This window comes from Pseudomonas sp. EA_15y_Pfl1_P101 (genome assembly GCF_963970835.1).
GTDB lineage: Bacteria > Pseudomonadota > Gammaproteobacteria > Pseudomonadales > Pseudomonadaceae > Aquipseudomonas > Aquipseudomonas tritici.
The window spans coordinates 57,066-80,080 of sequence record NZ_CAXAPA010000010.1 but is presented as its reverse complement, the minus strand read 5'-3'; the positions used below and the strand labels follow the sequence as shown (position 1 = coordinate 80,080).

23 protein-coding genes are annotated in these 23,015 nt (G+C 59.6%); 14 read left to right on the top strand and 9 right to left on the bottom strand.

Features of this window, described 5'->3' with window-relative positions; translation table 11 throughout:
• Positions 1-237: 237 nt before the first annotated feature.
• The 7 genes from AACY36_RS17155 (at position 238) to AACY36_RS17125 (ending at position 6,087) form a co-directional block, all read left to right on the top strand.
• Complete coding sequence (locus AACY36_RS17155) at positions 238-1,899, top strand: OFA family MFS transporter (protein WP_339415484.1); 1,662 nt, start codon at positions 238-240, stop codon at positions 1,897-1,899.
• Positions 1,900-2,083: 184 nt separating this feature from the next.
• Positions 2,084-2,677 carry an imidazoleglycerol-phosphate dehydratase HisB gene (gene hisB / locus AACY36_RS17150; protein ID WP_003218037.1) on the top strand — a complete coding sequence of 198 codons (594 nt, stop codon included), beginning with the start codon at positions 2,084-2,086 and terminating at the stop codon, positions 2,675-2,677.
• Complete coding sequence (gene hisH, locus AACY36_RS17145) at positions 2,677-3,315, top strand: imidazole glycerol phosphate synthase subunit HisH (RefSeq protein ID WP_339415485.1); 639 nt, start codon at positions 2,677-2,679, stop codon at positions 3,313-3,315. The genes hisB and hisH overlap by 1 nt, the downstream gene beginning before the upstream one ends.
• Positions 3,315-3,575, top strand: a complete 261-nt coding sequence (locus AACY36_RS17140) for a DUF2164 domain-containing protein (RefSeq protein WP_339415487.1) — start codon at positions 3,315-3,317, stop codon at positions 3,573-3,575. The genes hisH and AACY36_RS17140 overlap by 1 nt, the downstream gene beginning before the upstream one ends.
• 90 nt (positions 3,576-3,665) lie before the next feature.
• Complete coding sequence (gene hisA, locus AACY36_RS17135) at positions 3,666-4,415, top strand: 1-(5-phosphoribosyl)-5-[(5-phosphoribosylamino)methylideneamino]imidazole-4-carboxamide isomerase (RefSeq protein ID WP_339497328.1); 750 nt, start codon at positions 3,666-3,668, stop codon at positions 4,413-4,415.
• 79 nt (positions 4,416-4,494) lie between these two features.
• On the top strand, positions 4,495-5,265 hold the full coding sequence (gene hisF, locus AACY36_RS17130) for an imidazole glycerol phosphate synthase subunit HisF (protein WP_065950077.1): 771 nt from the start codon (positions 4,495-4,497) through the stop codon (positions 5,263-5,265).
• A 66-nt stretch (positions 5,266-5,331) separates the two neighbouring features.
• Positions 5,332-6,087 (top strand): substrate-binding periplasmic protein, encoded by a 756-nt coding sequence (locus AACY36_RS17125; protein WP_339415490.1) that lies wholly within the window; start codon positions 5,332-5,334, stop codon positions 6,085-6,087.
• Between the two features lie 176 nt (positions 6,088-6,263).
• Here AACY36_RS17125 and AACY36_RS17120 read toward each other — a convergent pair whose 3' ends face one another.
• The 3 genes from AACY36_RS17120 to AACY36_RS17110 are packed head-to-tail and all read right to left on the bottom strand — an operon-like array spanning position 6,264 to position 9,682.
• Positions 6,264-7,037 carry a divergent polysaccharide deacetylase family protein gene (locus AACY36_RS17120; RefSeq protein ID WP_339415491.1) on the bottom strand — a complete coding sequence of 258 codons (774 nt, stop codon included), beginning with the start codon at positions 7,035-7,037 and terminating at the stop codon, positions 6,264-6,266.
• 1 nt (position 7,038) lies between these two features.
• Complete coding sequence (locus AACY36_RS17115; protein WP_339497327.1) at positions 7,039-8,355, bottom strand: S41 family peptidase; 1,317 nt, start codon at positions 8,353-8,355, stop codon at positions 7,039-7,041.
• Positions 8,356-8,386: 31 nt separating this feature from the next.
• Complete coding sequence (locus tag AACY36_RS17110) at positions 8,387-9,682, bottom strand: murein hydrolase activator EnvC family protein (protein WP_339415493.1); 1,296 nt, start codon at positions 9,680-9,682, stop codon at positions 8,387-8,389.
• Positions 9,683-9,718: 36 nt separating this feature from the next.
• Between AACY36_RS17110 and AACY36_RS17105 the strand changes: the two genes are divergently transcribed.
• Positions 9,719-9,871 (top strand): hypothetical protein, encoded by a 153-nt coding sequence (locus AACY36_RS17105; protein WP_339415494.1) that lies wholly within the window; start codon positions 9,719-9,721, stop codon positions 9,869-9,871.
• Positions 9,872-9,879: 8 nt separating this feature from the next.
• On the opposite strand, the gene gpmI is transcribed toward AACY36_RS17105, so the two are convergent.
• Complete coding sequence (gene gpmI, locus AACY36_RS17100) at positions 9,880-11,406, bottom strand: 2,3-bisphosphoglycerate-independent phosphoglycerate mutase (RefSeq protein ID WP_339415495.1); 1,527 nt, start codon at positions 11,404-11,406, stop codon at positions 9,880-9,882.
• Positions 11,407-11,557: 151 nt separating this feature from the next.
• Here gpmI and AACY36_RS17095 point away from each other — a divergent pair, with 151 nt between their 5' ends.
• From AACY36_RS17095 to secB, 3 genes are read left to right on the top strand one after another with little or no spacing between them, the layout of a single operon-like run.
• Positions 11,558-11,971 (top strand): rhodanese-like domain-containing protein, encoded by a 414-nt coding sequence (locus AACY36_RS17095; protein WP_049710466.1) that lies wholly within the window; start codon positions 11,558-11,560, stop codon positions 11,969-11,971.
• Position 11,972: 1 nt separating this feature from the next.
• Positions 11,973-12,227, top strand: a complete 255-nt coding sequence (grxC, locus tag AACY36_RS17090) for a glutaredoxin 3 (protein WP_010213876.1) — start codon at positions 11,973-11,975, stop codon at positions 12,225-12,227.
• A 42-nt stretch (positions 12,228-12,269) separates the two neighbouring features.
• A complete protein-coding gene (gene secB, locus AACY36_RS17085) occupies positions 12,270-12,749 on the top strand; it encodes a protein-export chaperone SecB (RefSeq protein ID WP_024072893.1) in 480 nt (159 codons plus the stop codon).
• Between the two features lie 124 nt (positions 12,750-12,873).
• On the opposite strand, the gene AACY36_RS17080 is transcribed toward secB, so the two are convergent.
• Positions 12,874-13,329: a tRNA (cytidine(34)-2'-O)-methyltransferase gene (locus AACY36_RS17080; protein ID WP_339415497.1), complete on the bottom strand. Its 456-nt coding sequence runs from the start codon at positions 13,327-13,329 to the stop codon at positions 12,874-12,876.
• Between AACY36_RS17080 and AACY36_RS17075 the strand changes: the two genes are divergently transcribed.
• Positions 13,328-13,768 (top strand): hypothetical protein, encoded by a 441-nt coding sequence (locus tag AACY36_RS17075; RefSeq protein WP_339415498.1) that lies wholly within the window; start codon positions 13,328-13,330, stop codon positions 13,766-13,768. The two genes, AACY36_RS17080 and AACY36_RS17075, sit on opposite strands and share 2 nt — an antisense overlap.
• Positions 13,769-14,240: 472 nt before the next feature.
• On the opposite strand, the gene ntrC is transcribed toward AACY36_RS17075, so the two are convergent.
• The 4 genes from ntrC to glnA all read right to left on the bottom strand — a co-directional run bounded on the left by ntrC (position 14,241) and on the right by glnA (position 19,210).
• Positions 14,241-15,677 (bottom strand): nitrogen regulation protein NR(I), encoded by a 1,437-nt coding sequence (gene ntrC / locus AACY36_RS17070; RefSeq protein ID WP_339415499.1) that lies wholly within the window; start codon positions 15,675-15,677, stop codon positions 14,241-14,243.
• On the bottom strand, positions 15,674-16,759 hold the full coding sequence (glnL, locus tag AACY36_RS17065) for a nitrogen regulation protein NR(II) (RefSeq protein WP_339427302.1): 1,086 nt from the start codon (positions 16,757-16,759) through the stop codon (positions 15,674-15,676). The genes ntrC and glnL overlap by 4 nt, the downstream gene beginning before the upstream one ends.
• A gap of 325 nt (positions 16,760-17,084) precedes the next feature.
• Complete coding sequence (locus tag AACY36_RS17060) at positions 17,085-17,621, bottom strand: chorismate mutase (protein ID WP_339427301.1); 537 nt, start codon at positions 17,619-17,621, stop codon at positions 17,085-17,087.
• 182 nt (positions 17,622-17,803) lie between these two features.
• Positions 17,804-19,210, bottom strand: coding sequence for a type I glutamate--ammonia ligase (gene glnA, locus AACY36_RS17055; RefSeq protein ID WP_339415502.1), 1,407 nt, complete (start codon positions 19,208-19,210; stop codon positions 17,804-17,806).
• Between the two features lie 332 nt (positions 19,211-19,542).
• Here glnA and thiI point away from each other — a divergent pair, with 332 nt between their 5' ends.
• On the top strand, positions 19,543-20,997 hold the full coding sequence (gene thiI / locus AACY36_RS17050) for a tRNA uracil 4-sulfurtransferase ThiI (protein ID WP_339497325.1): 1,455 nt from the start codon (positions 19,543-19,545) through the stop codon (positions 20,995-20,997).
• Between the two features lie 139 nt (positions 20,998-21,136).
• Complete coding sequence (gene typA, locus AACY36_RS17045; protein ID WP_307420828.1) at positions 21,137-22,957, top strand: translational GTPase TypA; 1,821 nt, start codon at positions 21,137-21,139, stop codon at positions 22,955-22,957.
• The last annotated feature ends 58 nt before the right edge of the window (positions 22,958-23,015 follow it).

Below are 23,015 nucleotides of genomic sequence, written 5' to 3'. Positions count from 1 at the left end.
ATCCAGGGGCGAGGGAACGGGTTTTTGGCGTCAAACAAACAGATTTCTTGAAAAAGGTGATATCAGTTTGGTTTTTCTGTCATCGACAGGTGCTAATCTCTGCACGTTCGTCCGCCTTCTGCGACTTAAGGTCGCGCCTAAAATGGAGCTTCACTCAACAAAACGGCCACGCTTTGCGTGCAAGGCCGAGGGAGAGAGCGCCTGACGGACACATACTAACAACTGGGGGAAACACCAATGAGCACTAGCACTGCGGCCGCTTCAACTGCCGCACAGCCTGCGTTCCTGTCCAAGGAACGCATTATCGCCAAGCCCGGCTTCAACCGCTGGCTGGTTCCGCCGGCCGCCCTGGCTATCCACCTTTGCATCGGCATGGCCTACGGCTTCTCGGTGTTCTGGTTGCCATTGTCCAAGGCGCTGGGTATCACCAAGCCGGTTGCTTGTGCGCCGGATATGAGCTTCATCGCCCAAGTCTTCTCGTCCCAATGCGACTGGCCCATCTCCATGCTGGGCTGGATCTACACCTTGTTCTTCATCTTCCTGGGCTGCTCGGCAGCCATCTGGGGCGGCTGGCTGGAACATGCCGGGCCACGTAAGGCCGGTGTTGTGTCGGCGTTGTGCTGGTGTGGCGGCCTGCTGATCTCGGCGTTGGGTATCTATACCCACCAGATCTGGCTGATGTGGATCGGCTCCGGGGTCATCGGCGGTATCGGCCTGGGCCTGGGCTATATCTCGCCGGTATCGACCCTGATCAAGTGGTTCCCGGACAAGCGTGGCATGGCCACCGGTATGGCGATCATGGGCTTCGGCGGTGGTGCGATGGTTGGCGCCCCGTTGGCAGCCGCATTGATGGGTCACTTCGCAACGCCAGACAGTGTGGGTGTATGGCAGTGCTTCCTGGTGATGGCTGCGATCTATTTCGTGTTCATGATCGGCGGCGCCTTGTCCTACCGCGTTCCACCCACCGGCTGGAAACCTGAGGGCTGGACCGCACCGGCGAAAAAAGCCAGCAACGCGATGATCACCCACCGCCACGTGCACGTGAACGTGGCGTGGAAAACCCCGCAATTCCGCCTGGTTTGGCTGGTGCTGTGCCTGAACGTATCCGCCGGTATCGGCATCCTCGGCATGGCTTCGCCACTGCTGCAGGAAGTGTTCGGCGGCAAGCTGCTGGGTGTGGATGTACCGTTTGGTCAGCTGGATGCCGGTCAATTGGCGTCCATTGCCGCCATCGCAGCAGGTTTCACGGGGCTGTTGAGCCTGTTCAACATCGGTGGCCGATTCTTCTGGGCGTCGTTCTCCGACTACCTGGGGCGTAAAAACACCTACTTCGTGTTCTTCGCCCTGGGCTTTGCCCTGTACGCGTTGATCCCGAACCTGGGGCATTTGGGTAACGTGGCGCTGTTTGTGGCGGCGTTCTGCATCATCCTGTCGATGTACGGCGGTGGTTTTGCGACCGTTCCGGCCTACTTGGCTGACCTGTTCGGTACGCAAATGGTCGGCGCGATCCACGGTCGCCTGCTGACCGCCTGGGCCGCTGCGGGCGTATTGGGCCCGGTGTTGGTGAACTACCTGCGTGAGTATCAGCTGAGCATTGGCGTTGAACGCGCTGCGGCCTACGACATCACCTTGTACATCCTGGCCGGCCTGCTGGTGCTGGGTTTCATCTGCAACCTGCTGGTTCGTCCGGTGGCCGACAAGTATTTCATGACCGATGCCGAATTGGCCGCCGAACAGGCGCTGGGCCATGACAAAGGCGCGGATGCGACCACTTCCCTGGAGTGGAAAGCGGCGTCCGGCACTGTGCCTTTGGCCATTGCTGCCTGGCTGGTGGTGGGTATTCCGTTGGCGTGGGGTGTGTGGGTGACCCTGCAGAAGACGGCGGTACTGTTCCGCTAACACCAAGTGTGTAGTGAGCGGGGCAGCCCGCTCACTGCACGACTGGCGCTCACATGTATACACATGTCTATCCCCGACATCTCTCGCTTCAACTCGTCAGTCTTATCCCCTCCGATGTTTCTGTTTAGCGCCCGCGCCCCTATAATGGCTGCCTTTTTCGCCCAATGATTTTGCGGAGCTGGTGATGGCCGAACGTAAGGCGTCTGTCGAGCGCGACACTCTGGAAACCCAGATCAAAGCCTCGATCAACCTGGATGGCACCGGAAAGGCCCGATTTGATATCGGTGTCCCTTTTCTTGAGCACATGCTGGACCAGATCGCCCGTCACGGGCTGATCGACCTGGATATCGTCAGCAAGGGCGACCTGCATATCGACGACCACCACACGGTGGAAGACGTTGGCATCACCCTTGGCCAGGCGTTTGCCAAAGCCATCGGCGACAAAAAAGGCATCCGTCGCTACGGCCACGCCTATGTCCCGCTGGACGAAGCGCTGTCGCGCGTAGTCATCGACTTCTCCGGCCGCCCAGGCCTGCAGATGCACGTGCCCTACACCCGCGCCACCGTGGGCGGCTTCGACGTCGACCTGTTCCAGGAGTTTTTCCAGGGTTTCGTCAACCACGCACTGGTCAGCCTGCACATCGACAACCTGCGCGGCACCAACACCCACCACCAGATCGAAACCGTGTTCAAGGCTTTCGGCCGCGCGCTGCGCATGGCCGTCGAGCTGGATGACCGCATGGCCGGGCAAATGCCTTCGACCAAGGGCGTCCTGTAATGCAGACGGTCGCGGTTATCGATTACGGCATGGGTAACCTGCACTCGGTGGCCAAGGCCCTCGAGCACGTCGGTGCCGGCAAGGTGCTGATCACCAGCGATGCCAACGTGATTCGCGAAGCCGATCGCGTGGTGTTCCCCGGTGTTGGCGCGATTCGCGATTGCATGGCCGAGATCCGCCGCCTGGGCTTTGACAGCCTGGTGCGCGAAGTCAGCCAGGACCGTCCGTTCCTCGGCATCTGCGTGGGCATGCAAGCCTTGCTCGACAGCAGTGAAGAGAACGACGGCGTCGACTGCATCGGTTTGTTCCCGGGCCAGGTGAAGTTCTTCGGCAAAGGCCTGCATGAAGACGGCGAACACCTGAAAGTCCCGCACATGGGCTGGAACGAGGTCCGCCAGGCCATGGATCACCCGCTGTGGCACGAAGTGCCGGACATGGCGCGCTTCTACTTCGTGCACAGCTACTACATCGCCGCCGGTCAACCGGGCCAGGTGGTGGGTGGCGGACACTACGGCGTCGACTTCGCCGCAGCGCTGGCCGAAGGTTCGCGCTTTGCCGTGCAGTTCCATCCTGAGAAGAGCCATACCCACGGCCTGCAATTGCTGCAGAACTTCGCCGGCTGGGATGGTCGCTGGTAATGGCCAGGAAGCCGAAGCAGCCGATCTTGAACCTCACCCCCGAGCAGGAGAGTGAGGCTACCCTCAAGATCAAGCGCTTCATGGAAGACCGCTTCGAGCTCAAGTTGGGCTCGTTCGAGGTCGCCGAGATTCTTGAGCTGTTCACCACCGAAGTGGCTCCGCACTATTACAACAGGGCGATTTTCGATACGCAGACGCTCCTTAAAGAAAGGTTCGAAAGCATCGAAATCGACCTGTGGTCGCTTGAAAAGAGCAGCTGAAAGCTTCAAGCCATAAGCTGCAAGAATTGATACGCGTGCTTGCTTGCAGCTAATAGCTTGCAGCTTGCAGCTCTTTGACGAAGGAAAAGCATGCTAATTATCCCCGCTATCGATCTCAAGGACGGCGCCTGCGTCCGTCTGCGCCAAGGCCGCATGGAAGACTCCACCGTATTCTCCGACGACCCGGTGAGCATGGCCGCCAAATGGGTCGAAGGGGGCTGCCGTCGCCTGCATCTGGTGGACTTGAACGGCGCTTTCGAAGGCCAGCCGGTCAATGGCGAAGTGGTTACTGCCATCGCCAAGCGCTACCCGAACCTGCCGATTCAGATCGGCGGCGGTATCCGCTCTTTGGAAACCATCGAGCACTACGTCAAGGCTGGCGTGAGCTACGTGATCATTGGCACCAAGGCCGTGAAAGACCCAGCCTTCGTTGCCGAAGCCTGCCGTGCGTTCCCAGGCAAAGTGATCGTGGGCCTGGATGCCAAGGATGGTTTCGTCGCCACCGACGGCTGGGCTGAAATCAGCACCGTGCAGGTGATCGACCTGGCCAGGCAGTTCGAAGCCGACGGTGTGTCCGCCATCGTTTATACCGACATCGCCAAAGACGGCATGATGCAAGGTTGCAACGTGCCGTTCACCGCTGCGTTGGCTGCCGCCACGAAGATCCCGGTGATCGCTTCCGGCGGCATCCACAACCTGGGCGACATCAAGTCGCTGCTGGATGCCAAGGCGCCCGGCATCATCGGCGCCATCACCGGCCGCGCGATTTATGAGGGCACGCTGGATGTGGCCGAAGCACAAGCCCTTTGTGATGGCTACGCGGCCAGCTCCAAGCCATAAGCTGTAAGCTGCAAGTAAAAGCAGATCCGCTTCTACTTGCAGCTAGTAGCTTGAAGCTTCTTAATCGGAGATTAAGTCTATGGCTTTAGCCAGACGCATCATCCCTTGCCTGGACGTCGACAACGGTCGCGTGGTCAAGGGCGTCAAGTTCGAGAACATCCGTGACGCCGGCGACCCGGTTGAAATCGCGCGTCGCTACGATGAGCAAGGTGCCGACGAGATTACCTTTCTCGACATCACTGCCAGCGTCGACGGCCGCGACACCACGTTGCATACCGTCGAACGCATGGCCAGCCAGGTATTCATCCCGCTGACCGTGGGCGGTGGTGTGCGCACCGTGCAAGACATCCGCAACTTGCTCAATGCCGGTGCGGACAAGGTTTCGATCAACACGGCAGCAGTGTTCAACCCGGAGTTCGTCGGCGAAGCGGCGCAGCACTTCGGCTCGCAATGCATTGTCGTTGCCATCGACGCCAAAAAAGTCTCCGGCCCTGGCGAAACCCCGCGATGGGAGATCTTCACCCACGGCGGTCGCAAGCCGACCGGCCTGGACGCGGTGGAGTGGGCAATGAAGATGGAAGCCCTCGGCGCCGGTGAAATCCTGCTGACCAGCATGGACCAGGACGGCATGAAAAACGGCTTCGACCTGGGCGTGACCCGCGCCATCAGTGATGCGCTGGGCATTCCAGTGATTGCTTCCGGCGGCGTCGGCAACCTGCAGCATTTAGCCGATGGTGTGATCGAAGGCCACGCCAGCGCAGTGCTGGCGGCGAGTATTTTCCACTTTGGCGAATACACCGTTCCCGAGGCCAAGGCCTACATGGCGGCGCGCGGTATCGTCGTTCGCTAAACGCTGCTGGACACCATGGCAAGTGCGCGGCACTCTCTGCGCTTGCCATGGACTCCGGTAGCCTTCATGTTCAAGACCCTGCTGCTCGCCCTCGCCAGTACTTCCCTCCTGTTGGCAGGTTCGGCCAACGCCGAAGAACCGTCTGACGCCTCCCTGGTGTTGCTGACGGAAAACTTCCCGCCCTACAACATGGCGAAAAACGGCAAGAACTTCGCCAAGGACGAGAACATCGAAGGCATCGCCGTGGACATCGTGCGGGAAACCTTCAAGCGTGCCGGCATTTCCTACAACCTCACCCTGCGTTTTCCTTGGGAGCGCATCTACAAGCTCGCCTTGGAAAAACCTGGCTATGGCGTATTCGTGATGGCCCGTTTGCCGGATCGAGAGGCACTGTTCAAATGGGTCGGCCCTATCGGTCCGGATGATTGGGTGCTGCTGGCCAAGGCCGATAGCAAGATCCAGCTCGACGACCTCAAGCAGGCGCACCGCTATAAGATCGGCGCCTACAAGGGCGACGCCATCGCCGAGACCCTGGAAAAGCAGGGCCTCAACCCGATTGTGGTGCTTCGCGATCAAGACAACGCGCAAAAGCTGCTGGATGGCCAGATCGACCTGTGGGCCACTGGCGATCCCGCGGGCCGCTACCTGGCGCGCCAGGTGGGCGTGAGCGGGCTCAAGACCGTGCTGCGGTTCAACAGTGCGCAGCTCTATCTTGCTTTGAACAAGGACGTGCCGGACGAACTGGTGGCCAGGCTTCAGGCCGCACTGGATCAGTTGCGTAAAGACGGCGCCGTCGACGAGATCATGTCTAAGTATCTGTAATTTATAGGAAGCCTGGAGCTGACTTGCCAGCGATACACCATCAAATGTAATCGTGGCTCGCTCGAGATGTGTAGAGACCTGTGCAGCAATAGCGGTCTTTCAGTCACGCGTCAGGTTGCTGATGCACCAGCTATCGCTGGCAAGCCAGCTCCAACAGTGGATCGTCGCTGTCTTCCCTAGCGATAAACCCCGTCCTTCCCGTGTCCGGCCATCGCCCGGTTACTGCGCACGCTGATCATCAACTTGATGTCGATCCAATCGACGCCCTGGGCCTTGAGTTTGGGCAGCTCGCGCTCCAGCACGGCCAGGGTTTGCGGGTAAGGGTGACCGATCATCACGGCCGAACCCTGCTTGTGGGCCAGCTTGATTGCGGTCTGCAATTGTGTGGTGATCGCCGCTTCAGTGCGCTCGTCATCGAGGAATACGTCCCGCGAGACGCTGGCCAGGCCGATCTTCTGAGCCTCGGCGGCGGCGACTGTCTTGGCGCTGGTGCGGCTGTCGACAAAGAATTTGTTGCGCCGTTGCAACTCGCCCATCAACCAGGCCATGGCCTCGGGCTGGGCGGTCATGCGACTGCCCATGTGGTTGTTGATGCCGGCAGTGTAGGGCACTGCCTGAAAGGCGGCGTCCAGGCGCTTGCCGAGCTCCTCGATGGACAGTTCCGGGTGCCAGGCGAACGGGCCGGTGGCCGGGTCCATGGGCATGTGCAGGATCACGATCTTGCCGGCCTTGTGCGCCTCGCGGGCGAATTCGGCGGCGTGGGGCGTGTCGGGCATGATCGCCGTGGTCACCGGCCCGGGCAGGGCCAGCACGCGACGATCCCTGGGCAGGTTTTGCCCGAGGTCGTCGATGATGAGGGTCAGGTAGGCTTTGTGAGGCTCGCTGGCAGGCGTCGCCTGGGCGACCCCTGCCAGGCTGCACAGCACGGCGATGATCAGGGCAAAACGCATATCAACGGCTGCGCGTGATGCTCAAGCCTTTGAGCAGGCTCAGCGCCTGGGCCAACTGGTAGTCGTCGTCCTGTGGCATCGGCTTGGCTTTGGCGCGGCTGCCGGTGGGTTGGTCAGCGCCGCCGTTGCCATTGCCCAAGTGACCTTGCAGGTCCGCTTCTTTGTAGTACTCGCTGTCGATCTCGTTGGTGATCTTGGCCTTGCGCACCTCAATGTCCGGCACGATGCCCTGAGCCTGGATCGAGCGACCGTTCGGCGTGTAGTACAGCGCTGTGGTGATCTTCAGCGCACGCTCGTTGTTCAGCGGCAGCACGGTTTGTACCGAGCCTTTGCCGAAGCTGGTGGTGCCCATCAGTACGCCGCGTTTATGGTCTTGCAGGGCGCCGGCGACGATTTCCGACGCCGAGGCGCTGCCGCCGTTGATCAGCACGGCCAGTGGCACGTTTTCGCTGAGGTCGTTGCCGGTGGCCGAGAAGCGCAGTTCGGAGTTGGCGATGCGGCCTTTGGTGTACACGATCAGGCCTTTGGTGATGAAGTGATCGACCACTTCCACTGCCGACTGCAGCACCCCGCCGGGGTTGTTGCGCAGGTCGAGCACGATGCCGTTGAGTTTCTTGCCGTTATCCTTGCGCAGCTTGGCCAGGGCCTTGGCCACTTCGTCACCGGTCTTGACCTGGAACTGAGTGATGCGGATGTAGCCGTAGCCCGACTCCAGCAGTTGGCTCTTCACGCTCTTGACCACAATGGTCGCGCGGGTCAGCGTCACGTCGAACGGGTTGCCGCCGTCGCGTACCAGGGTCAGGGTGATTTTCTGGCCGATCTTGCCGCGCATCTTGTCGACGGCTTCGGTCATGGTCTGGCCGCGGGTCGGCTGGCCGTTGATCTTGACGATGAAGTCACCGGCCTGGATGCCGGCCTTGGATGCCGGGGTGTCGTCGATCGGCGAGACCACCTTGATGTTGCCGTCTTCGGAGCCGACTTCGATACCCAGGCCGCCGAACTCACCGCTGGTGCTTTCCTGCAACTCGGCAAAATCTTCCGGGCCCAGGTAGGCGGAGTGTGGGTCGAGGTTGCTGAGCATGCCCTTGATGGCATTCTCCAGCAGGCTCTTGTCGTCTACGGGTTCGACATAGGCTGCCTTGATCCGGTCCATGACCTCGGCAAAGGTGCGCAGTTCGTCCAGCGGCAATGGCGCCTTGGTGGTGGCGGCTGTGGTGGCAGGCGCAGCCGGGGCGGCCTGGTCGGCGAAAGCCAGGGGCGCGCCGATCACTAGGACGATCGTCAGGGCCAGCGAAGTGAGGCGGGACAAATGCAGCATGTCGAACGAACTCCTAATGTAGATGCGACCCTTATCCTTGGGTTCTGCACCATTGTGCAGGATCGCTCGGGCGACCCTGCTGACGAATAGCGAAGTACAGCGCCGGGGTTTCCTGGCCGCCACTGTTACCCACAGTGGAGATGGATTCACCGGCTTTTACAACATCACCTGCCGACTTGAGTAAAGTCTGATTGTGGCCGTAAAGGCTCAAATAGCCATTACCGTGGTCGAGAATTACCAATAAACCGGCGCCGCGCAGCCAATCGGCAAATACCACGCGCCCACCGTGAACAGCGTGGACCTGGCTGCCGGCAGAGGCGCTGATCATCACTCCGTCCCACTTGGCGCGGGTGTCATCGCCACGGGTTTCACCGAAGCGTGCCAGTAATCGACCATCAACTGGCCATGGAAGTTTGCCGCGGGCCGAAGCAAAAGGCCCACCGAACGACTCGCCGGCGCTGGAAACCAGTGGGCCAGGCGCGGCATGCGCCGGTTTGCGCGGTGCCGGCGCATCCGTAGTGGTGGCCAGCTCGGCTTCACGCTGGCGCTTTTTTTCGGCTTCCTGCTGGGCGATCAGCGCTTTCTGCCGCGCTTCTTCGGCCTCACGTGCCTGGCGAGCCAGGGTTTCCTCGATAGTCTTGAGGACCTTGGCCAAGTCGGCCTGGTCCTGCTCGCGGGCCTGCAGCTTGGCGTCGCGGGCCTTTACGTCGTCATTGAGCTTGGCCAGGGCCAGCTGGCGCTCCTTGCGGACCTTGTCCAGCTCGTTGCGCTGGGTGTCGAGCGCGCTTTTCTGGTCCTGCAGCTGCGATTGCTGGTTGGCGATTTCCTGTTCGACATTGACCAACTGACGCAGGGTCTCGTTGAAGCTTTTCAATTGCTCCATGCGGGCCTTGCTCAGGTAATCGTAGTAGGTGAGGGTGCGCGCGAACTTCTCCGGGTTTTGCTGGTTGAGCAGCAGCTTGAGGTATTCCTGGCGGCCGTTCTGGTAGGCGGCGCGGGCCTGGATCGCGATCAGGCGTTGCTGTTCAACGCGTGCGCTCTGGAGTTTTTTTTTCTCAGCGTCGAGTCGCTCCAGTTCCGACTCGCTCTTCTTTAATTCTTTTTGTAGCTCCTGGACCTGCTTCTCCAGCTTGCCCATCTCGGTTTCCGTGCCGCGCAGGTCTTTCTGCACCCCGGATTTTTCTTCCTGGAGCTTGCCGAGCAGTTTCTTCAGCTCGGTAATGTCCTGACGCGTAGCGTCCAACTGTTGTTGGGTTTGTGCGCGCTCATCGGCAAACGCCGGTTGGAGCAGGCAGATAAGAGCAAGGGTAATCAAGGCGCGAAGCATAGAGGCGGGCGACACCAGGGAAATGGACGGCCTAGTATGCCCGCCAAGCGCGGCAAAAAAAACGCCCAATTCGGGATGGAAGGCAAGATAGGTGCCGAGTGGCACTGGTATGGCGAAAAGATATCTTCCAAACAGCGCAAAACCAGTGTGGGAGCGGGCAAGCCCGCTCCCACACTGGTTTTGTGGTGAGGTTGGAATTAAACCAGAATCGAAGTCCCCGTCATCTCCGCCGGTTTCTCCAGCCCCATCAACATCAACATCGTCGGTGCTACATCCGCCAGTACGCCGCCTCCACGCACTTTAAAATCGCGCTTGCCGACATAGATGAACGGTACCGGTTCAGTCGTGTGGGCGGTGTGGGCCTGGCCGGTAGATTCGTCGGACATTTGCTCGCAGTTGCCGTGGTCGGCAGTGATCAGCGCTTCGCCGCCGACTTTTTCCAGGGCATCGACGATGCGGCCGACGCACAGGTCCAGGCATTCCACGGCTTTGGTGGCGGCTTCCAGGTTGCCGCTGTGGCCGACCATGTCGCCGTTGGCGTAGTTGACCACGATCACGTCGTAACGCTGGTGTTCGATGGCGTCGACGATCTTGTCGGTGACTTGCGGCGCGCTCATTTCCGGCTGCAGGTCGTAAGTGGCGACTTTTGGCGACGGGATCAGGATGCGCTCTTCGCCCGGGAACGGCTCTTCACGGCCACCGGAGAAGAAAAAGGTCACGTGGGCGTATTTTTCGGTTTCGGCGATGCGCAGTTGGGTCTTGCCGTTTTTTGCCAGGTAGTCGCCCAGCACGTTATCCAACGTGCCTGCTGCAAAAGCGGCGGGAGCCGGGATGCTGGCGGCGTATTGGGTCAGGCCCACGTACTGCACGTTTGGCTGACGCGCGCGCTCGAACTCCTTGAAACCGTCTTCGACAAACACGCGGCTCAGTTCGCGGGCGCGGTCGGCGCGGAAGTTCATGAACACCACGGCGTCGCCGTCTTCGACTGTCACCGGCTCACCGATGGTGGTGGCTTTGACGAATTCATCGCTCTCGCCACGGGCGTAGGCAGCTTCGAGGCCTTCCTGTGCGGTGGCGGCGTGGAATTCGGCCTGGCCGTCGACGATCAGGTTGTAGGCCTGGGCTACGCGGTCCCAGCGGTTGTCGCGGTCCATGGCGAAGTAACGGCCGACCAGGCTGGCGATACGGCCTTTGCCCAAGGCCGCGAAAGTCGTGTCGAGCAGTTCGATGGACGATTGCGCGCTTTTCGGCGGGGTATCACGGCCGTCGAGGAAGGCGTGCAGGTAAATCTTGTCGGCGCCGCGCTTGAACGCCAGTTCGGCCATGGCCACCAAGTGGTCCTGGTGGCTGTGGACGCCACCCTCCGACAACAAACCCATGAAATGCACGGCTTTACCGGCAGCCACTGCTTTATCGACCGCCGCGCAGATGGTCGGGTTCTCGAAGAACTCGCCATCGCGGATCGCTTTGGTCACACGAGTGAAGTCTTGATAGACCACTCGTCCGGCGCCGAGATTCATATGGCCGACTTCCGAGTTGCCCATCTGGCCGTCCGGCAGGCCCACGTCCATGCCCGAGCCGGAGATCAGGCCGTTCGGCACGGTGGCAGTCAAACGATCGAGTACCGGCTTCTTGGCCGCGTACACCGCGTTGTCGTGGTGGCTTTCACTGTGTCCGAAGCCATCGAGAATTATCAGGACCAAAGGTTTGGGCGTAGTAGTCATAGATCCTCTCGCGGCGTTAATAAAGGAAGACAATTGAAAAGGGAGTGGCAGTTTAAAGCGAAGTTCCGAACACGTCACCGCTTTACGGGGGTTGGCCCCCCCTGACGGCTGTGTATACTTACCGCCATTTTAACGCTCTGGAACCTCCTTGATGGTTGATCACCTGATTGCATTTGCCACTGCCCATTACCTGCTTGTGGGTGCCTTCGTCATCCTGCTGGCGCTGCTGATCGCTCACGAATTGAGCCGCGGTGGCCGCAGCCTGAGCACGGCGGAGCTGACCGCACTGGTCAACAAGGATGAGGCCGTTGTCGTGGATATCCGCCCGGCCAAGGATTTCGCCGCTGGCCATATCGTCGGCGCCCTGAACATTCCTCAGGACAAGCTGATCGCGCGCCTGGCCGAGCTGGAAAAACACAAGGCCAAGACCATCATCCTGGTCGACGCCCAAGGCCAGCACTCCGGTACCCACGCCCGCGAGATGCTCAAGTCCGGTTTCACCGCCGCCAAACTGTCCGGTGGTATTGGCAGCTGGAAGGCCGATAACCTGCCGCTGGTGAAGTGATATGAGCCAGGTTGTCGTGTATTCCAGCGATTGGTGCCCTTACTGCATGCGGGCCAAGGCCTTGCTGGAGAAAAAGGGCGTTGCCTTCGAAGAGATCAAGGTCGACGGCAAACCCCAGGTGCGTGCCGAAATGGCCCAGAAGGCGGGGCGCACGTCCGTGCCGCAGATCTGGATCGGCGCCAAGCACATCGGTGGCTGCGATGACCTGTTCGCCCTGGAGCGCGCCGGTAAACTCGATGCGCTGCTGCTCGTCTGACTTCTAAACCCTTAAAGACCCCAAGATAGAGAAGGATCTGCGATGACTGATCAACAGAACACCGAAGCAGCAGAAGCCCAAGGCCCACAGTTCTCGCTGCAGCGGATCTACGTGCGTGACCTGTCGTTCGAAGCGCCGAAAAGCCCGGCGATCTTCCGCCAGGAATGGACCCCAAGCGTTGCGCTGGACCTGAACACCCGTCAAAAAGCACTGGAAGGCGACTTCCATGAAGTCGTGCTGACTCTGTCGGTTACCGTCAAGAACGGCGAAGAAGTTGCCTTCATCGCTGAAGTGCAACAGGCCGGTATCTTCCTGATCCAGGGCCTGGACGAAGCGTCCATGAGCCACACCCTGGGTGCGTTCTGCCCTAACATCCTGTTCCCGTATGCCCGTGAGACCCTGGACAGCCTGGTCACTCGGGGCTCGTTCCCGGCGCTGATGCTGGCACCGGTGAACTTCGATGCCCTGTACGCGCAAGAGCTGCAGCGCATGCAACAGGAAGGTGCGTCGACGGTTCAGTAATTTCGAACCCGACACAGAACTAAATGTGGGAGCGGGGTTGCCTGCGATAGCATCACCGCGGTGTGACTGACACACCGAGGTGCCTGCATCGCGGGCAAGCCCGCTCCCACATTTGTTATGTGTGCTACTTGAAGCCCAGCTGGCGCCAGCCTTCGTAGACGGCAACGGCGACGGTGTTTGATAAATTCAAACTGCGGCACCCCTCGCGCATCGGCAAACGCAGGCGATGGCCGTCCGGCAGTGCGTCCAGCACCTCCGGTGGCAGACCCCGGCTTTCCGGGCCGAACAGGAACGCGTCGCCTTCGGCAAAGCTGGCATCGTGGAACCGTCGCGAACCCTTGGTGGTGAACGCGAACAGCCGTGGGTGCCCCAGGCTTTCCAGGCAACTCGCCAGGTCGGCATGGCGCTGGAGGGTGGCGTACTCGTGATAGTCCAGCCCGGCGCGGCGCAGGCGCTTGTCGTCCATGTCGAAGCCCAGGGGCTCGATCAAATGCAGGTGGCAGCCACTGTTGGCGCACAGCCTGATAACGTTGCCGGTATTCGGCGGAATTTCTGGTTGAAAAAGGATGACGTGAAACATGCACGGCTCCGAAGGCAAAGATGCGCTGCATTCTACCCCCGAAGAGGACCCAAGGCCGAAGCTTATGCCGCGGGTCATGGGCTCTTTGGCGATTGTCGGCTTGCTGACCGGCTTGATGATTGGCCGACTGACCACGCCGGACCCGGTCGAACTGCAACAGGTTGAGGCCGCAAAAGACGGCGTGGTGGTGTGGTTCAACCGCGAACCCAAGCTGCACGGCGAGCCTATCGACGGTACGGTGGCGCTGCTGTTCGACGCGCAAGGCAAGGCTGCCAGTGGGCAACTCAAGATCAATGAAAGAGGCGTGAATTGGCGCGTGCGCAAGACCGACGGCGGCCTGCTGCTGAACCTGGTGGCGGCTCGGCCTTTGCGTGGGGAGTGGAAAGGTGAAAAGGCCGATGGTCGCTGGCGGCTGGAGATCCATCTCCAAGAGCAATAAAAGAGGGAATCCCCGGCCTGCCTGTACCAAGGTCCCCAAAACGGGCTGGAGCTATGGGCGCTGCGCCACATAAGCCCCGGGTGTAAAGAAGGGAGTTCCCGGCCTGCCTGTACCAGGGCTCCCAAAACGGGGTGAAGCCTTGAGGGCTTCGGTGTTAAAGAGGGGATTCTCGGCCTGCCTGTACCAAGGTCCCCGAAACTGGGTAGTACAAGGGTTATTGCAGGGCGCGTGCCAGAGTGGCCAAGGTGTGCCAAAAAATCTCTTCAAAAAGCGCAAAGCCCCGGAATACGGGGCTTTGCGCTTTTTTGTTTTCAGATTTTTCTCAGCGAGGCCGCAGGTTCGGGTTTTGGATTCGTGCCCGATGCCGGTTCAGGGTGCATTGAAGCGGTGCACGTTCCCGACACCCTGCGCAGATCCAGCTATGGGAGCGGGCTTGCTCCCACACTGGATCTTCAGTGGATTTTAGAGGGTGTCAGCCCTCGTCACCCTCATCGTCATCCCCACCATCCACCTTCATCCCCAACTCCTTGATCTTGCGAGTCAGCGTATTACGGCCCCAGCCCAGCAACACGGCGGCATCACGCCGGCGGCCGGCGGTGTGCTTGAGGGCCGTCTCGATCATGATCCGCTCAAACGCCGGTACGGCGCTGTCCAGCAGGCTGGACTGGCCGCGAGCCAGGGCCTGATCCGCCCATTGGCGCAGCGCCTGTTCCCAGTTGGTCACCGGCGCAGAGTCCTGCGGCAGGCTGAGCAGCTCCGGTGGCAGGTCGCTGACATGCACTTCGCGCCCGGACGCCATCACCGTGATCCAGCGGCAGGTGTTCTCCAGCTGGCGCACGTTGCCCGGCCACGGCAGGTTCTTCAGGTATTCCTCGGTCTCGCTTTTGAGCAGCTTCGGCTCAACCGCCAGCTCTTGCGCGGCGCGGGCAAGGAAGTGGCGGGCGAGCGTCGGGATGTCTTCGCGACGGTCCGACATCCGCGGAATGTGGATGCGGATCACATTGAGGCGGTGGAACAAGTCCTCACGGAATTTGCCCGCATGCACCAGGGTTTCCAGGTTCTGGTGGGTCGCCGCGATGATACGCACGTCGACCTTGACCGGCGTGTGCCCGCCAACCCGGTAGAACTCGCCGTCCGCCAGCACGCGCAGCAGGCGGGTCTGGGTGTCGGCCGGCATATCACCGATTTCATCGAGGAACAGCGTGCCGCCGTCCGCCTGTTCAAAACGTCCGCGACGCAGGTTGGCGGCGCCGGTAAACGCGCCTTTTTCATGGCCGAACAACTCGGACTCCATCAAGTCCTTCGGGATAGCCGCCATGTTCAACGCAATAAATGGCGAAGCCGCCCGTGGGCTGTGACGGTGCAGGGCGTGGGCTACCAGCTCTTTACCAGTCCCCGATTCGCCATTGATCAGCACGGTGATGTTGGAGTGGCTCAAACGCCCGATGGCGCGAAACACTTCCTGCATCGCCGGCGCTTCGCCGATGATTTCCGGGGTGCGGGTCAAGGCCGGTGGGGCTTCCTGGTTCTGCTGTTCCTGGGCGTGTTGGTTGGCGCGTTTGACCAGCGCGACTGCCTCGTCCACGTCGAACGGCTTGGGCAGGTATTCAAAGGCACCGCCTTGATAGGACGCCACAGCGCTGTCCAGGTCCGAGTGCGCGGTCATGATGATCACCGGCAAACGCGGGTGCTGCTCGCGAATCCGCGCCAACAGGTCCAAGCCACTGGCGCCGGGCATGCGGATGTCAGAAATGATCACGTCGGGCTGCTGGCGAGCCAGGCGGCTCATCACTCCGTCGGCGCTGTCGAAGCTCTGGGTGGTCATGCCTTCCTGTTGCAAGGCTTTCTCGAGGACCCAGCGGATAGAACGGTCGTCATCGACGATCCAGACAGTTTCACTACGGCTCATGTCGATGGGGCTCCTTTTTCCAGAGGCAGAAAGATCGAGAACGTGGTGTGGCCAGGATGGCTCTCACATTCGATCAGACCCTGGTGCTGGCTGATGATGTTCTGGGTAATGGCCAGGCCCAACCCGGTACCGTCCGGGCGGCCGCTGACCATGGGAAAGAAAATGGTTTCCTGCAGTTCCGCAGGAATGCCCGGGCCGTTGTCGATGATCTCGACCTTGGTCACCAGGCGATGGCGCACATGGCCGATGGTGAACTGGCGCAGGGCGCGGGTGCGCAGGCTGATGCGGCCCAGGCGCAGCTCGTTATGGCTGCTGATGGCCTGCATGGCGTTGCGCACGATATTGAGCACCGCCTGGATCATCTGCTCGCGGTCGATCAATACGTCGGGAATGCTCGGGTCGTAATCGCGCACCAAGGTGATGCAGCCCTGGCTTTCGGCCTCGACCAGATGACAGACGCGCTCAAGTACTTCGTGCACGTTGGTCATCGCAAGGGACGGCAGCTTGTTGGAGCCGAGCATGCGGTCCACCAGGTTACGCAGGCGGTCGGCTTCTTCGATGATGACGTTGGTGTAGTCCTTGAGGTGTTCCTCCGGCAGCTCGCGGGCCAGCAGTTGCGCTGCACCGCGAATGCCGCCGAGGGGGTTCTTGATCTCATGGGCCAGGCCGCGCACCAGCATCTTGCTGGTTTCCTGTTTGGACAGCTGCGCTTCTTCCTTGGTAATGCGCAGCAGGCGATCGCGAGGATGCACTTCAAGCAACAGCAGGGTGGCGCCGTTGCTCAGGATCGGGGTCACCGCGTAGTCGACAGTCAGCGTCTGGCCGGTGAGGGCGGTGAGCATCGCTTCACGCTTGGTGAATGGATGTGCCTGCTCCACCGCCTGGCGCAGCGAGCTCAAGGCTTCGGCCGACTCGGTGAACAGCTCGCTGATGAACTGCCCATGGCTGCGCTGGCCGCTGATGGCCAGGAGCATTTCCGCCGCCGGGTTCATGTACTCAAGACGCAAGTCGCCATTGAGCAGGATGGTCGCGGTGGTCAGGTTGTCGAGTAACAAACGGTGCAGTGCATCACTGATGGTCATCAGGACCTCTTTTGGAGCAAGGCGCGGGCTTGAGGCACACGCTGATACAAGGAAAATGCAAAAACCAAACCAAGGCTCCGAAAAGAAGCGTGCAAGCCCTGAAATGGCGGGTTAAGGCGCGAAACTGTGGCGTTCTGCCAGCTTGCTCGGGTAGTTTCGAACCAAAATGGGCTGAACAGGTGGGAAGGGTGCAGCGTATCGCACCAATATAGTGCGGATCTGTGAAGGTTGTTCAGGAGGCGCCCGATATAGTTCTTGAATGCACCCAATCAAAAATGTGGGAGCGAGCAAGCCCGCCCCACCTTTTTGATTGGGTTTGCAGGCTTTAGCCTTTGAAGATGCACAGCTCGGCGGTGGCACGGATCATTGCCAGTTGGCGCAGAGGGTCGTTCAGCGGCTCGTGTACCGCCTGGGCCAGCCATTGCGGGCACTGCGGGTCAGTGCGCTGGGGAGTGAAATCGGCTAGTTGCTGCAGCAGGTGTTTTTGCAGTTCATCCAGCTGCGGGCGAATCTGCTTGACCAAGTCCGGGCGTGGATCGTCAGGCGCCTTGCCTTGGAACTGCCAATCGGACAGGTGGGTGTACTGCACCAGTTTGTTCGCTTCGATCTGCGCCGAGAAAAACTGCTCGGCGGCGCCAGGGTCCAGCTTGTAGCTCGGTGCCTGGGCGACCACGCTGGCGATTACCTCTTGCTCGCGCTTTTTGTCTTCTACGGGCTTTTTGCTGTCCCATTTGCTTAACGCCACTTGGTCGGCAATCTCCAGTCGCTCGGCGATGCTGTTGAGCAGCGGATCAAGGGTAGGCGGCGCGGCGTTCGCACCGGCACTGACGAATAGCAGAGCGAACAAAAGTCGGTATTTCAAAGGTGATCTCCTGCGGGAGCGGGCTTGCCCGCGATGGCGGTGGGTCAGTCATACATCAGGTGGCGGGCAGTACGCTATCGCGGGCAAGCCCGCTTCCACATTTTTCACCTATTGCGGGCAAAAAAAAGACCTCCGCGAAGGAGGTCTTTTTTCATCACGCCACCTTAAGCAGCGCTACCGGATCAGCAGCTGTAGTACAGCTCGTATTCCAGTGGGTGTACGAAGGTGCGAACCTTGATTTCTTCTTCGCTTTTCAGGCCGATGTAAGCGTCGATGAAGTCGTCGCTGAACACGCCGCCTTTGGTCAGGAACGCGCGGCCCTTGTCCAGCTCTTCCAGGGCTTCTTTCAGGCTGCCACACACTTGTGGGATCTCTTTGGCCTCTTCAGGCGGCAGGTCGTACAAGTTTTTGTCGGCGGCGTCGCCTGGGTGGATCTTGTTCTGGATACCGTCCAGGCCAGCCATTACCAAGGCAGCGAAGGCCAGGTATGGGTTAGCTGCTGGATCCGGGAAGCGCGCTTCGATACGGCGAGCACGAGGGCTGGAGACGTAAGGAATACGGATCGAGGCGGAACGGTTACGTGCCGAGTAAGCCAGCATTACCGGTGCTTCGAAACCTGGGACCAGACGCTTGTAGGAGTTGGTCGATGGGTTGGTGAAGCCATTCAGGGCCTTACCGTGCTTGATGATGCCGCCGATGAAGTACAGGGCGGTGTCGGACAGGCCGGCATAACCTTCGCCAGCGAAAGTGTTCTTGCCCTCTTTGGCGATGGACAAGTGAACGTGCATACCCGAACCGTTATCGCCGTACAGCGGCTTAGGCATGAAGGTCGCGGTACGGCCGTAAGCCACGGCAGTGTTGTGTACGCAGTACTTCAGGGTTTGAACTTCGTCAGCCTTGGCCACCAGGGTGTTGAACTTCACACCGATTTCGTTCTGACCGGCAGTGGCCACTTCGTGGTGGTGCACTTCGATGACCAGGCCCATGTCTTCCATGGCGTTGCACATGGAGGTACGGATTTCGTGGTCATGGTCGAATGGCGGAACCGGGAAGTAGCCACCTTTGATACCTGGACGGTGGCCATGGTTGCCGCCTTCGACGTCCTGGTCGGACATCCACGAACCTTGTTCGGAGTAGATCTTGAACATCGAACCGGAGATGTCGGACTTGAACTTGACCTGGTCGAAGATGAAGAATTCTGGCTCCGGGCCTACGAATACGGTGTCGCCGATACCGGTGGACTTCAGGTATTCCTCGGCACGCTTGGCGATCGCACGTGGGTCGCGGTCGTAGCCTTGCATGGTCGAAGGCTCGATCACGTCGCAAACCAGGATCAGGGTTGGCTCTTCGGTGAACGGGTCCAGCACGGCAGTGCTGTCGTCCGGCATCAGGATCATGTCGGAGGCTTCGATGCCTTTCCAGCCAGCGATGGAGGAGCCGTCGAACATTTTGCCTTCTTCAAAGAAAGCATCATCCAGCGCGTCGCGAGCCGGCATGGTCACGTGGTGCTGAGTGCCTTTGGTGTCCGTGAAGCGCAGATCAATCCATTTAACGTCATGATCTTTGATGAGTTGAACCGACTTCGACATAGTGTCCTCCGGGTGGCTTCGGGCTGGATAGTGGAGTAGCCCTTAGAATGTGGGTGATGCCGGCGCGGATACTCCGCCATGGCAACCTGCCTCACAAGAGAGCAAATTGCATGCCAGTGCGCCAACATGGGTTTTTTGATCTAAAAACGCCCCTATAAAGGTGCATTGCGACAAAAGCGTAAAATCTGCGCACTGAAATGTGGCGCAGCGGAGGGTTGGCGCACCTATTTAGTGCGCTGTCTGTGCTTTGCATATTAACTGGTTAAACCGTGAGCGATTTCCGCTATAATCCGCGCCCCCCTTTTTCAGCAGGCCCGGCGCGCGCTGTTTCCATGAAATTAATCGTTAAAGTCTTCCCCGAAATCACCATCAAAAGCCGACCGGTACGGATGCGTTTCATCCGTCAATTGGCCAAGAACATCCGTGCCGTGCTCCGCGATCTGGACCCGGCTGTGGTGGTGAATGGTGTGTGGGACAACCTCGAGCTGGAAACCCGTATTACCGAGCCCAAAGCCTTGAAAGACATGACCGAGCGCCTGAGCTGCATGCCGGGCATCGCGCATTTCCTGCAGGTGGACGAGTACCCGCTGGGCGACTTCGACGACATCACCGAGAAGTGCAAACAGCACTTCGGCAGCGAGCTTGAAGGCAAGATTTTTTCGGTGCGTTGTAAGCGTGCCGGCAAGCACACCTTCAGCTCCATGGACGTCGAAAAATACGTTGGCAGCAAGCTGCGTCGCGAGTGCGGCGCCGCTGGAATTTCCCTCAAAGCGCCGCAAATTGAAGTGCGCATGGAAATTCGCGACCAACGGTTGTTTGTGATCCACAGCCAGCACAACAGCATCGGTGGCTACCCGCTGGGCGCCCTGGAACAGACCCTGGTATTGATGTCCGGCGGTTTCGATTCCACGGTGGCGGCTTACCAGATCATGCGCCGCGGCCTGATGAGCCACTTCTGCTTCTTTAACCTGGGCGGGCGTGCACACGAATTGGGCGTGATGGAAGTTGCGCACTTTATCTGGAAGAAATACGGCAGCTCCCAACGCGTGCTATTTGTAAGCGTGCCGTTTGAGGAAGTGTTGGGCGAAATTCTCGGTAAAGTCGATAACAGTCATATGGGCGTAGTTTTGAAGCGTATGATGTTGAGCGCTGCGTCGCGAATCGCCGATCAGTTGCAGATCGACGCGCTGGTGACCGGTGAGGCGATCTCCCAAGTGTCCAGCCAGACGCTGCCGAACCTGTCGCTGATCGATTGCGTGACCGAAAAGCTGGTGCTACGCCCGCTGATCGCCAGTCACAAGCAGGACATCATCGACCTGGCCGAAGAAATCGGTACCGCTGATTTCGCCAAGCATATGCCGGAATATTGCGGGGTCATCTCGGTGAACCCCAAGACCCACGCCAAGCGCAACCGCGTGGAGTACGAAGAACAACAGTTCGACATGGCGATTCTTGAGCGTGCGCTTGAGAACGCCAAAATGGTCCCGATCGATCGCGTAATCGACGAACTGGGCCAGGACGTGAAGATCGAAGAAGTCAGCGAAGCCCTGGCTGGCCAGATCGTCGTCGACATCCGTCACCCGGATGCCGCCGAGGATGAGCCGCTGGAAATCGCCGGCATCGACGTACAAACGCTGCCGTTTTATGCATTGAACGCGCGTTTCAAGGAACTGGATAACAGCCGTCAGTACCTGTTGTATTGCGACAAAGGCGTGATGAGTCGCCTGCATGCCCACCATTTGCTCAGTGAGGGGTATGCCAATGTGCGCGTTTATCGACCGAGCTAAGAGCCCGGGGCTGTTTGCCTGTGGCCTGCGTCACCGGCCCCCCGACTCTGCCGTCAAGCTGTAACGGCAAGGCCTGACTCTACTGTAAATCGCTGCCACGACCTGTCAGCACACCGAATCCTCTGATCGAGATACACAAGTGATCGAAAATCTACGTAACATCGCCATCATTGCTCACGTTGACCATGGTAAAACCACCCTGGTAGACAAACTCTTGCGTCAATCCGGCACCCTGGAGCGCAACGAGCTCAACGACGAGCGCGTGATGGACTCCAACGACCAGGAAAAAGAGCGCGGTATTACCATCCTGGCTAAAAACACCGCTATCAACTGGAACGGCTACCACATCAACATCGTGGATACCCCGGGCCACGCCGACTTCGGCGGCGAAGTAGAACGCGTAATGTCGATGGTTGACTCCGTTCTGCTGCTGGTTGACGCTCAAGACGGCCCTATGCCGCAAACCCGTTTCGTGACCAAGAAGGCTTTCGAAGCCGGCCTGCGTCCGATCGTGTGCATCAACAAGGTTGACCGTCCAGGCGCACGTCCGGACTGGGTTCTGGACCAGATTTTCGACCTGTTCGACAACCTGGGTGCTACCGAAGAGCAACTGGACTTCCAGGTTATCTACGCCTCGGCCCTGAACGGTATTGCCGGTCTGGAACACACCGCCATGGCGGAAGACATGACCCCGCTGTACCAGGCGATTGTTGACCACGTTCCACCACCGAAGGTTGACCGTGAAGGCCCGTTCCAGATGCAAATCTCGGCACTGGACTACAACAGCTTCCTGGGTGTTATCGGCGTTGGCCGTATCGCTCGTGGTAGCGTCAAGCCGAACACCCCGGTTGTCGCCATCGGCGCCGACGGCAAGAAGCGTAACGGCCGTATCCTGAAGCTCATGGGTCACCACGGTCTTCACCGTATCGACGTTGAAGAAGCTTTCGCAGGCGACATCGTTTGCGTGAGCGGTATGGACTCGCTGTTCATCTCCGACACCCTGTGCCAGCCGGACAACGTCGAGGCGATGAAGCCTCTGACCGTTGACGAGCCAACCGTTTCCATGACCTTCCAGGTAAACGACTCGCCTTTCTGCGGTAAAGAAGGCAAGTTCGTGACTTCCCGTAACATCAAGGAACGTCTGGACAAAGAGCTGCTGTACAACGTTGCTTTGCGCGTTGAAGAAGGCGACTCGGCTGACAAGTTCAAGGTTTCCGGCCGTGGTGAACTGCACCTCTCGGTACTGATCGAAACCATGCGTCGCGAAGGCTTCGAAATGGGCGTTGGTCGTCCAGAAGTGATCATCCGTCAGGTTGACGGCGTGAAGCAGGAACCGTTCGAAAACGTCACCATCGACACCCCGGAAGAATCCCAGGGCAAGGTGATGGAAGAGATGGGTCTGCGTAAGGGCGACCTGACCAACATGGTGCCGGATGGCAAAGGCCGTGTACGTCTGGAATACAACATCCCTGCGCGTGGTCTGATCGGTTTCCGTAACCAGTTCCTGACCCTGACCAACGGTGCTGGCATCCTGACCTCGATCTTCGATCGCTACGACACCATGAAGTCCGGCGATATGTCTGGCCGTCAGAACGGTGTTCTGGTCTCGGTTGAAACAGGTAAGGCACTGACCTACTCCCTGGAAACCCTCCAGGCGCGTGGCAAGCTGTTCGTTGAACACGGTCAAGAGATCTACAACGGCCAGATCGTTGGTCTGAACAGCCGTGACAACGACATGGGCGTCAACCCAACCAAAGGCAAGAAGCTCGACAACATGCGTGCTTCGGGTAAAGACGAAACCATCGCTCTGGTTCCACCTGTTCGCTTCACCCTGGAACAGGCCCTGGAATTCATCCAGGACGACGAGCTGTGCGAAGTTACGCCTAAGTCGATCCGCCTGCGTAAGAAGATCCTGGACGAAGGCGAGCGTACCCGCGCTGCCAAGAAAGCCAAGAACTGAGTTAACTCAGGCTGAATGAAAAACGCCCCCGGTCGAAAGGCCGGGGGCGTTTTTTTAT

Excerpts from the sequence above, each read along its gene's own strand:
- AACY36_RS17155 (WP_339415484.1), top strand. The coding sequence starts at position 238 with ATGAGCACTAGCACTGCGGCCGCTTCAACTGCCGCACAGCCTGCGTTC.
- hisB (WP_003218037.1), top strand. The coding sequence starts at position 2,084 with ATGGCCGAACGTAAGGCGTCTGTCGAGCGCGACACTCTGGAAACCCAG.
- hisH (WP_339415485.1), top strand. The coding sequence starts at position 2,677 with ATGCAGACGGTCGCGGTTATCGATTACGGCATGGGTAACCTGCACTCG.
- AACY36_RS17140 (WP_339415487.1), top strand. The coding sequence starts at position 3,315 with ATGGCCAGGAAGCCGAAGCAGCCGATCTTGAACCTCACCCCCGAGCAG.
- hisA (WP_339497328.1), top strand. The coding sequence starts at position 3,666 with ATGCTAATTATCCCCGCTATCGATCTCAAGGACGGCGCCTGCGTCCGT.
- hisF (WP_065950077.1), top strand. The coding sequence starts at position 4,495 with ATGGCTTTAGCCAGACGCATCATCCCTTGCCTGGACGTCGACAACGGT.
- AACY36_RS17125 (WP_339415490.1), top strand. The coding sequence starts at position 5,332 with ATGTTCAAGACCCTGCTGCTCGCCCTCGCCAGTACTTCCCTCCTGTTG.
- AACY36_RS17120 (WP_339415491.1), bottom strand. The coding sequence starts at position 7,037 with ATGCGTTTTGCCCTGATCATCGCCGTGCTGTGCAGCCTGGCAGGGGTC.
- AACY36_RS17115 (WP_339497327.1), bottom strand. The coding sequence starts at position 8,355 with ATGCTGCATTTGTCCCGCCTCACTTCGCTGGCCCTGACGATCGTCCTA.
- AACY36_RS17110 (WP_339415493.1), bottom strand. The coding sequence starts at position 9,682 with ATGCTTCGCGCCTTGATTACCCTTGCTCTTATCTGCCTGCTCCAACCG.
- AACY36_RS17105 (WP_339415494.1), top strand. The coding sequence starts at position 9,719 with ATGCCCGCCAAGCGCGGCAAAAAAAACGCCCAATTCGGGATGGAAGGC.
- gpmI (WP_339415495.1), bottom strand. The coding sequence starts at position 11,406 with ATGACTACTACGCCCAAACCTTTGGTCCTGATAATTCTCGATGGCTTC.
- AACY36_RS17095 (WP_049710466.1), top strand. The coding sequence starts at position 11,558 with ATGGTTGATCACCTGATTGCATTTGCCACTGCCCATTACCTGCTTGTG.
- grxC (WP_010213876.1), top strand. The coding sequence starts at position 11,973 with ATGAGCCAGGTTGTCGTGTATTCCAGCGATTGGTGCCCTTACTGCATG.
- secB (WP_024072893.1), top strand. The coding sequence starts at position 12,270 with ATGACTGATCAACAGAACACCGAAGCAGCAGAAGCCCAAGGCCCACAG.
- AACY36_RS17075 (WP_339415498.1), top strand. The coding sequence starts at position 13,328 with ATGCACGGCTCCGAAGGCAAAGATGCGCTGCATTCTACCCCCGAAGAG.
- AACY36_RS17080 (WP_339415497.1), bottom strand. The coding sequence starts at position 13,329 with ATGTTTCACGTCATCCTTTTTCAACCAGAAATTCCGCCGAATACCGGC.
- ntrC (WP_339415499.1), bottom strand. The coding sequence starts at position 15,677 with ATGAGCCGTAGTGAAACTGTCTGGATCGTCGATGACGACCGTTCTATC.
- glnL (WP_339427302.1), bottom strand. The coding sequence starts at position 16,759 with ATGACCATCAGTGATGCACTGCACCGTTTGTTACTCGACAACCTGACC.
- glnA (WP_339415502.1), bottom strand. The coding sequence starts at position 19,210 with ATGTCGAAGTCGGTTCAACTCATCAAAGATCATGACGTTAAATGGATT.
- thiI (WP_339497325.1), top strand. The coding sequence starts at position 19,543 with ATGAAATTAATCGTTAAAGTCTTCCCCGAAATCACCATCAAAAGCCGA.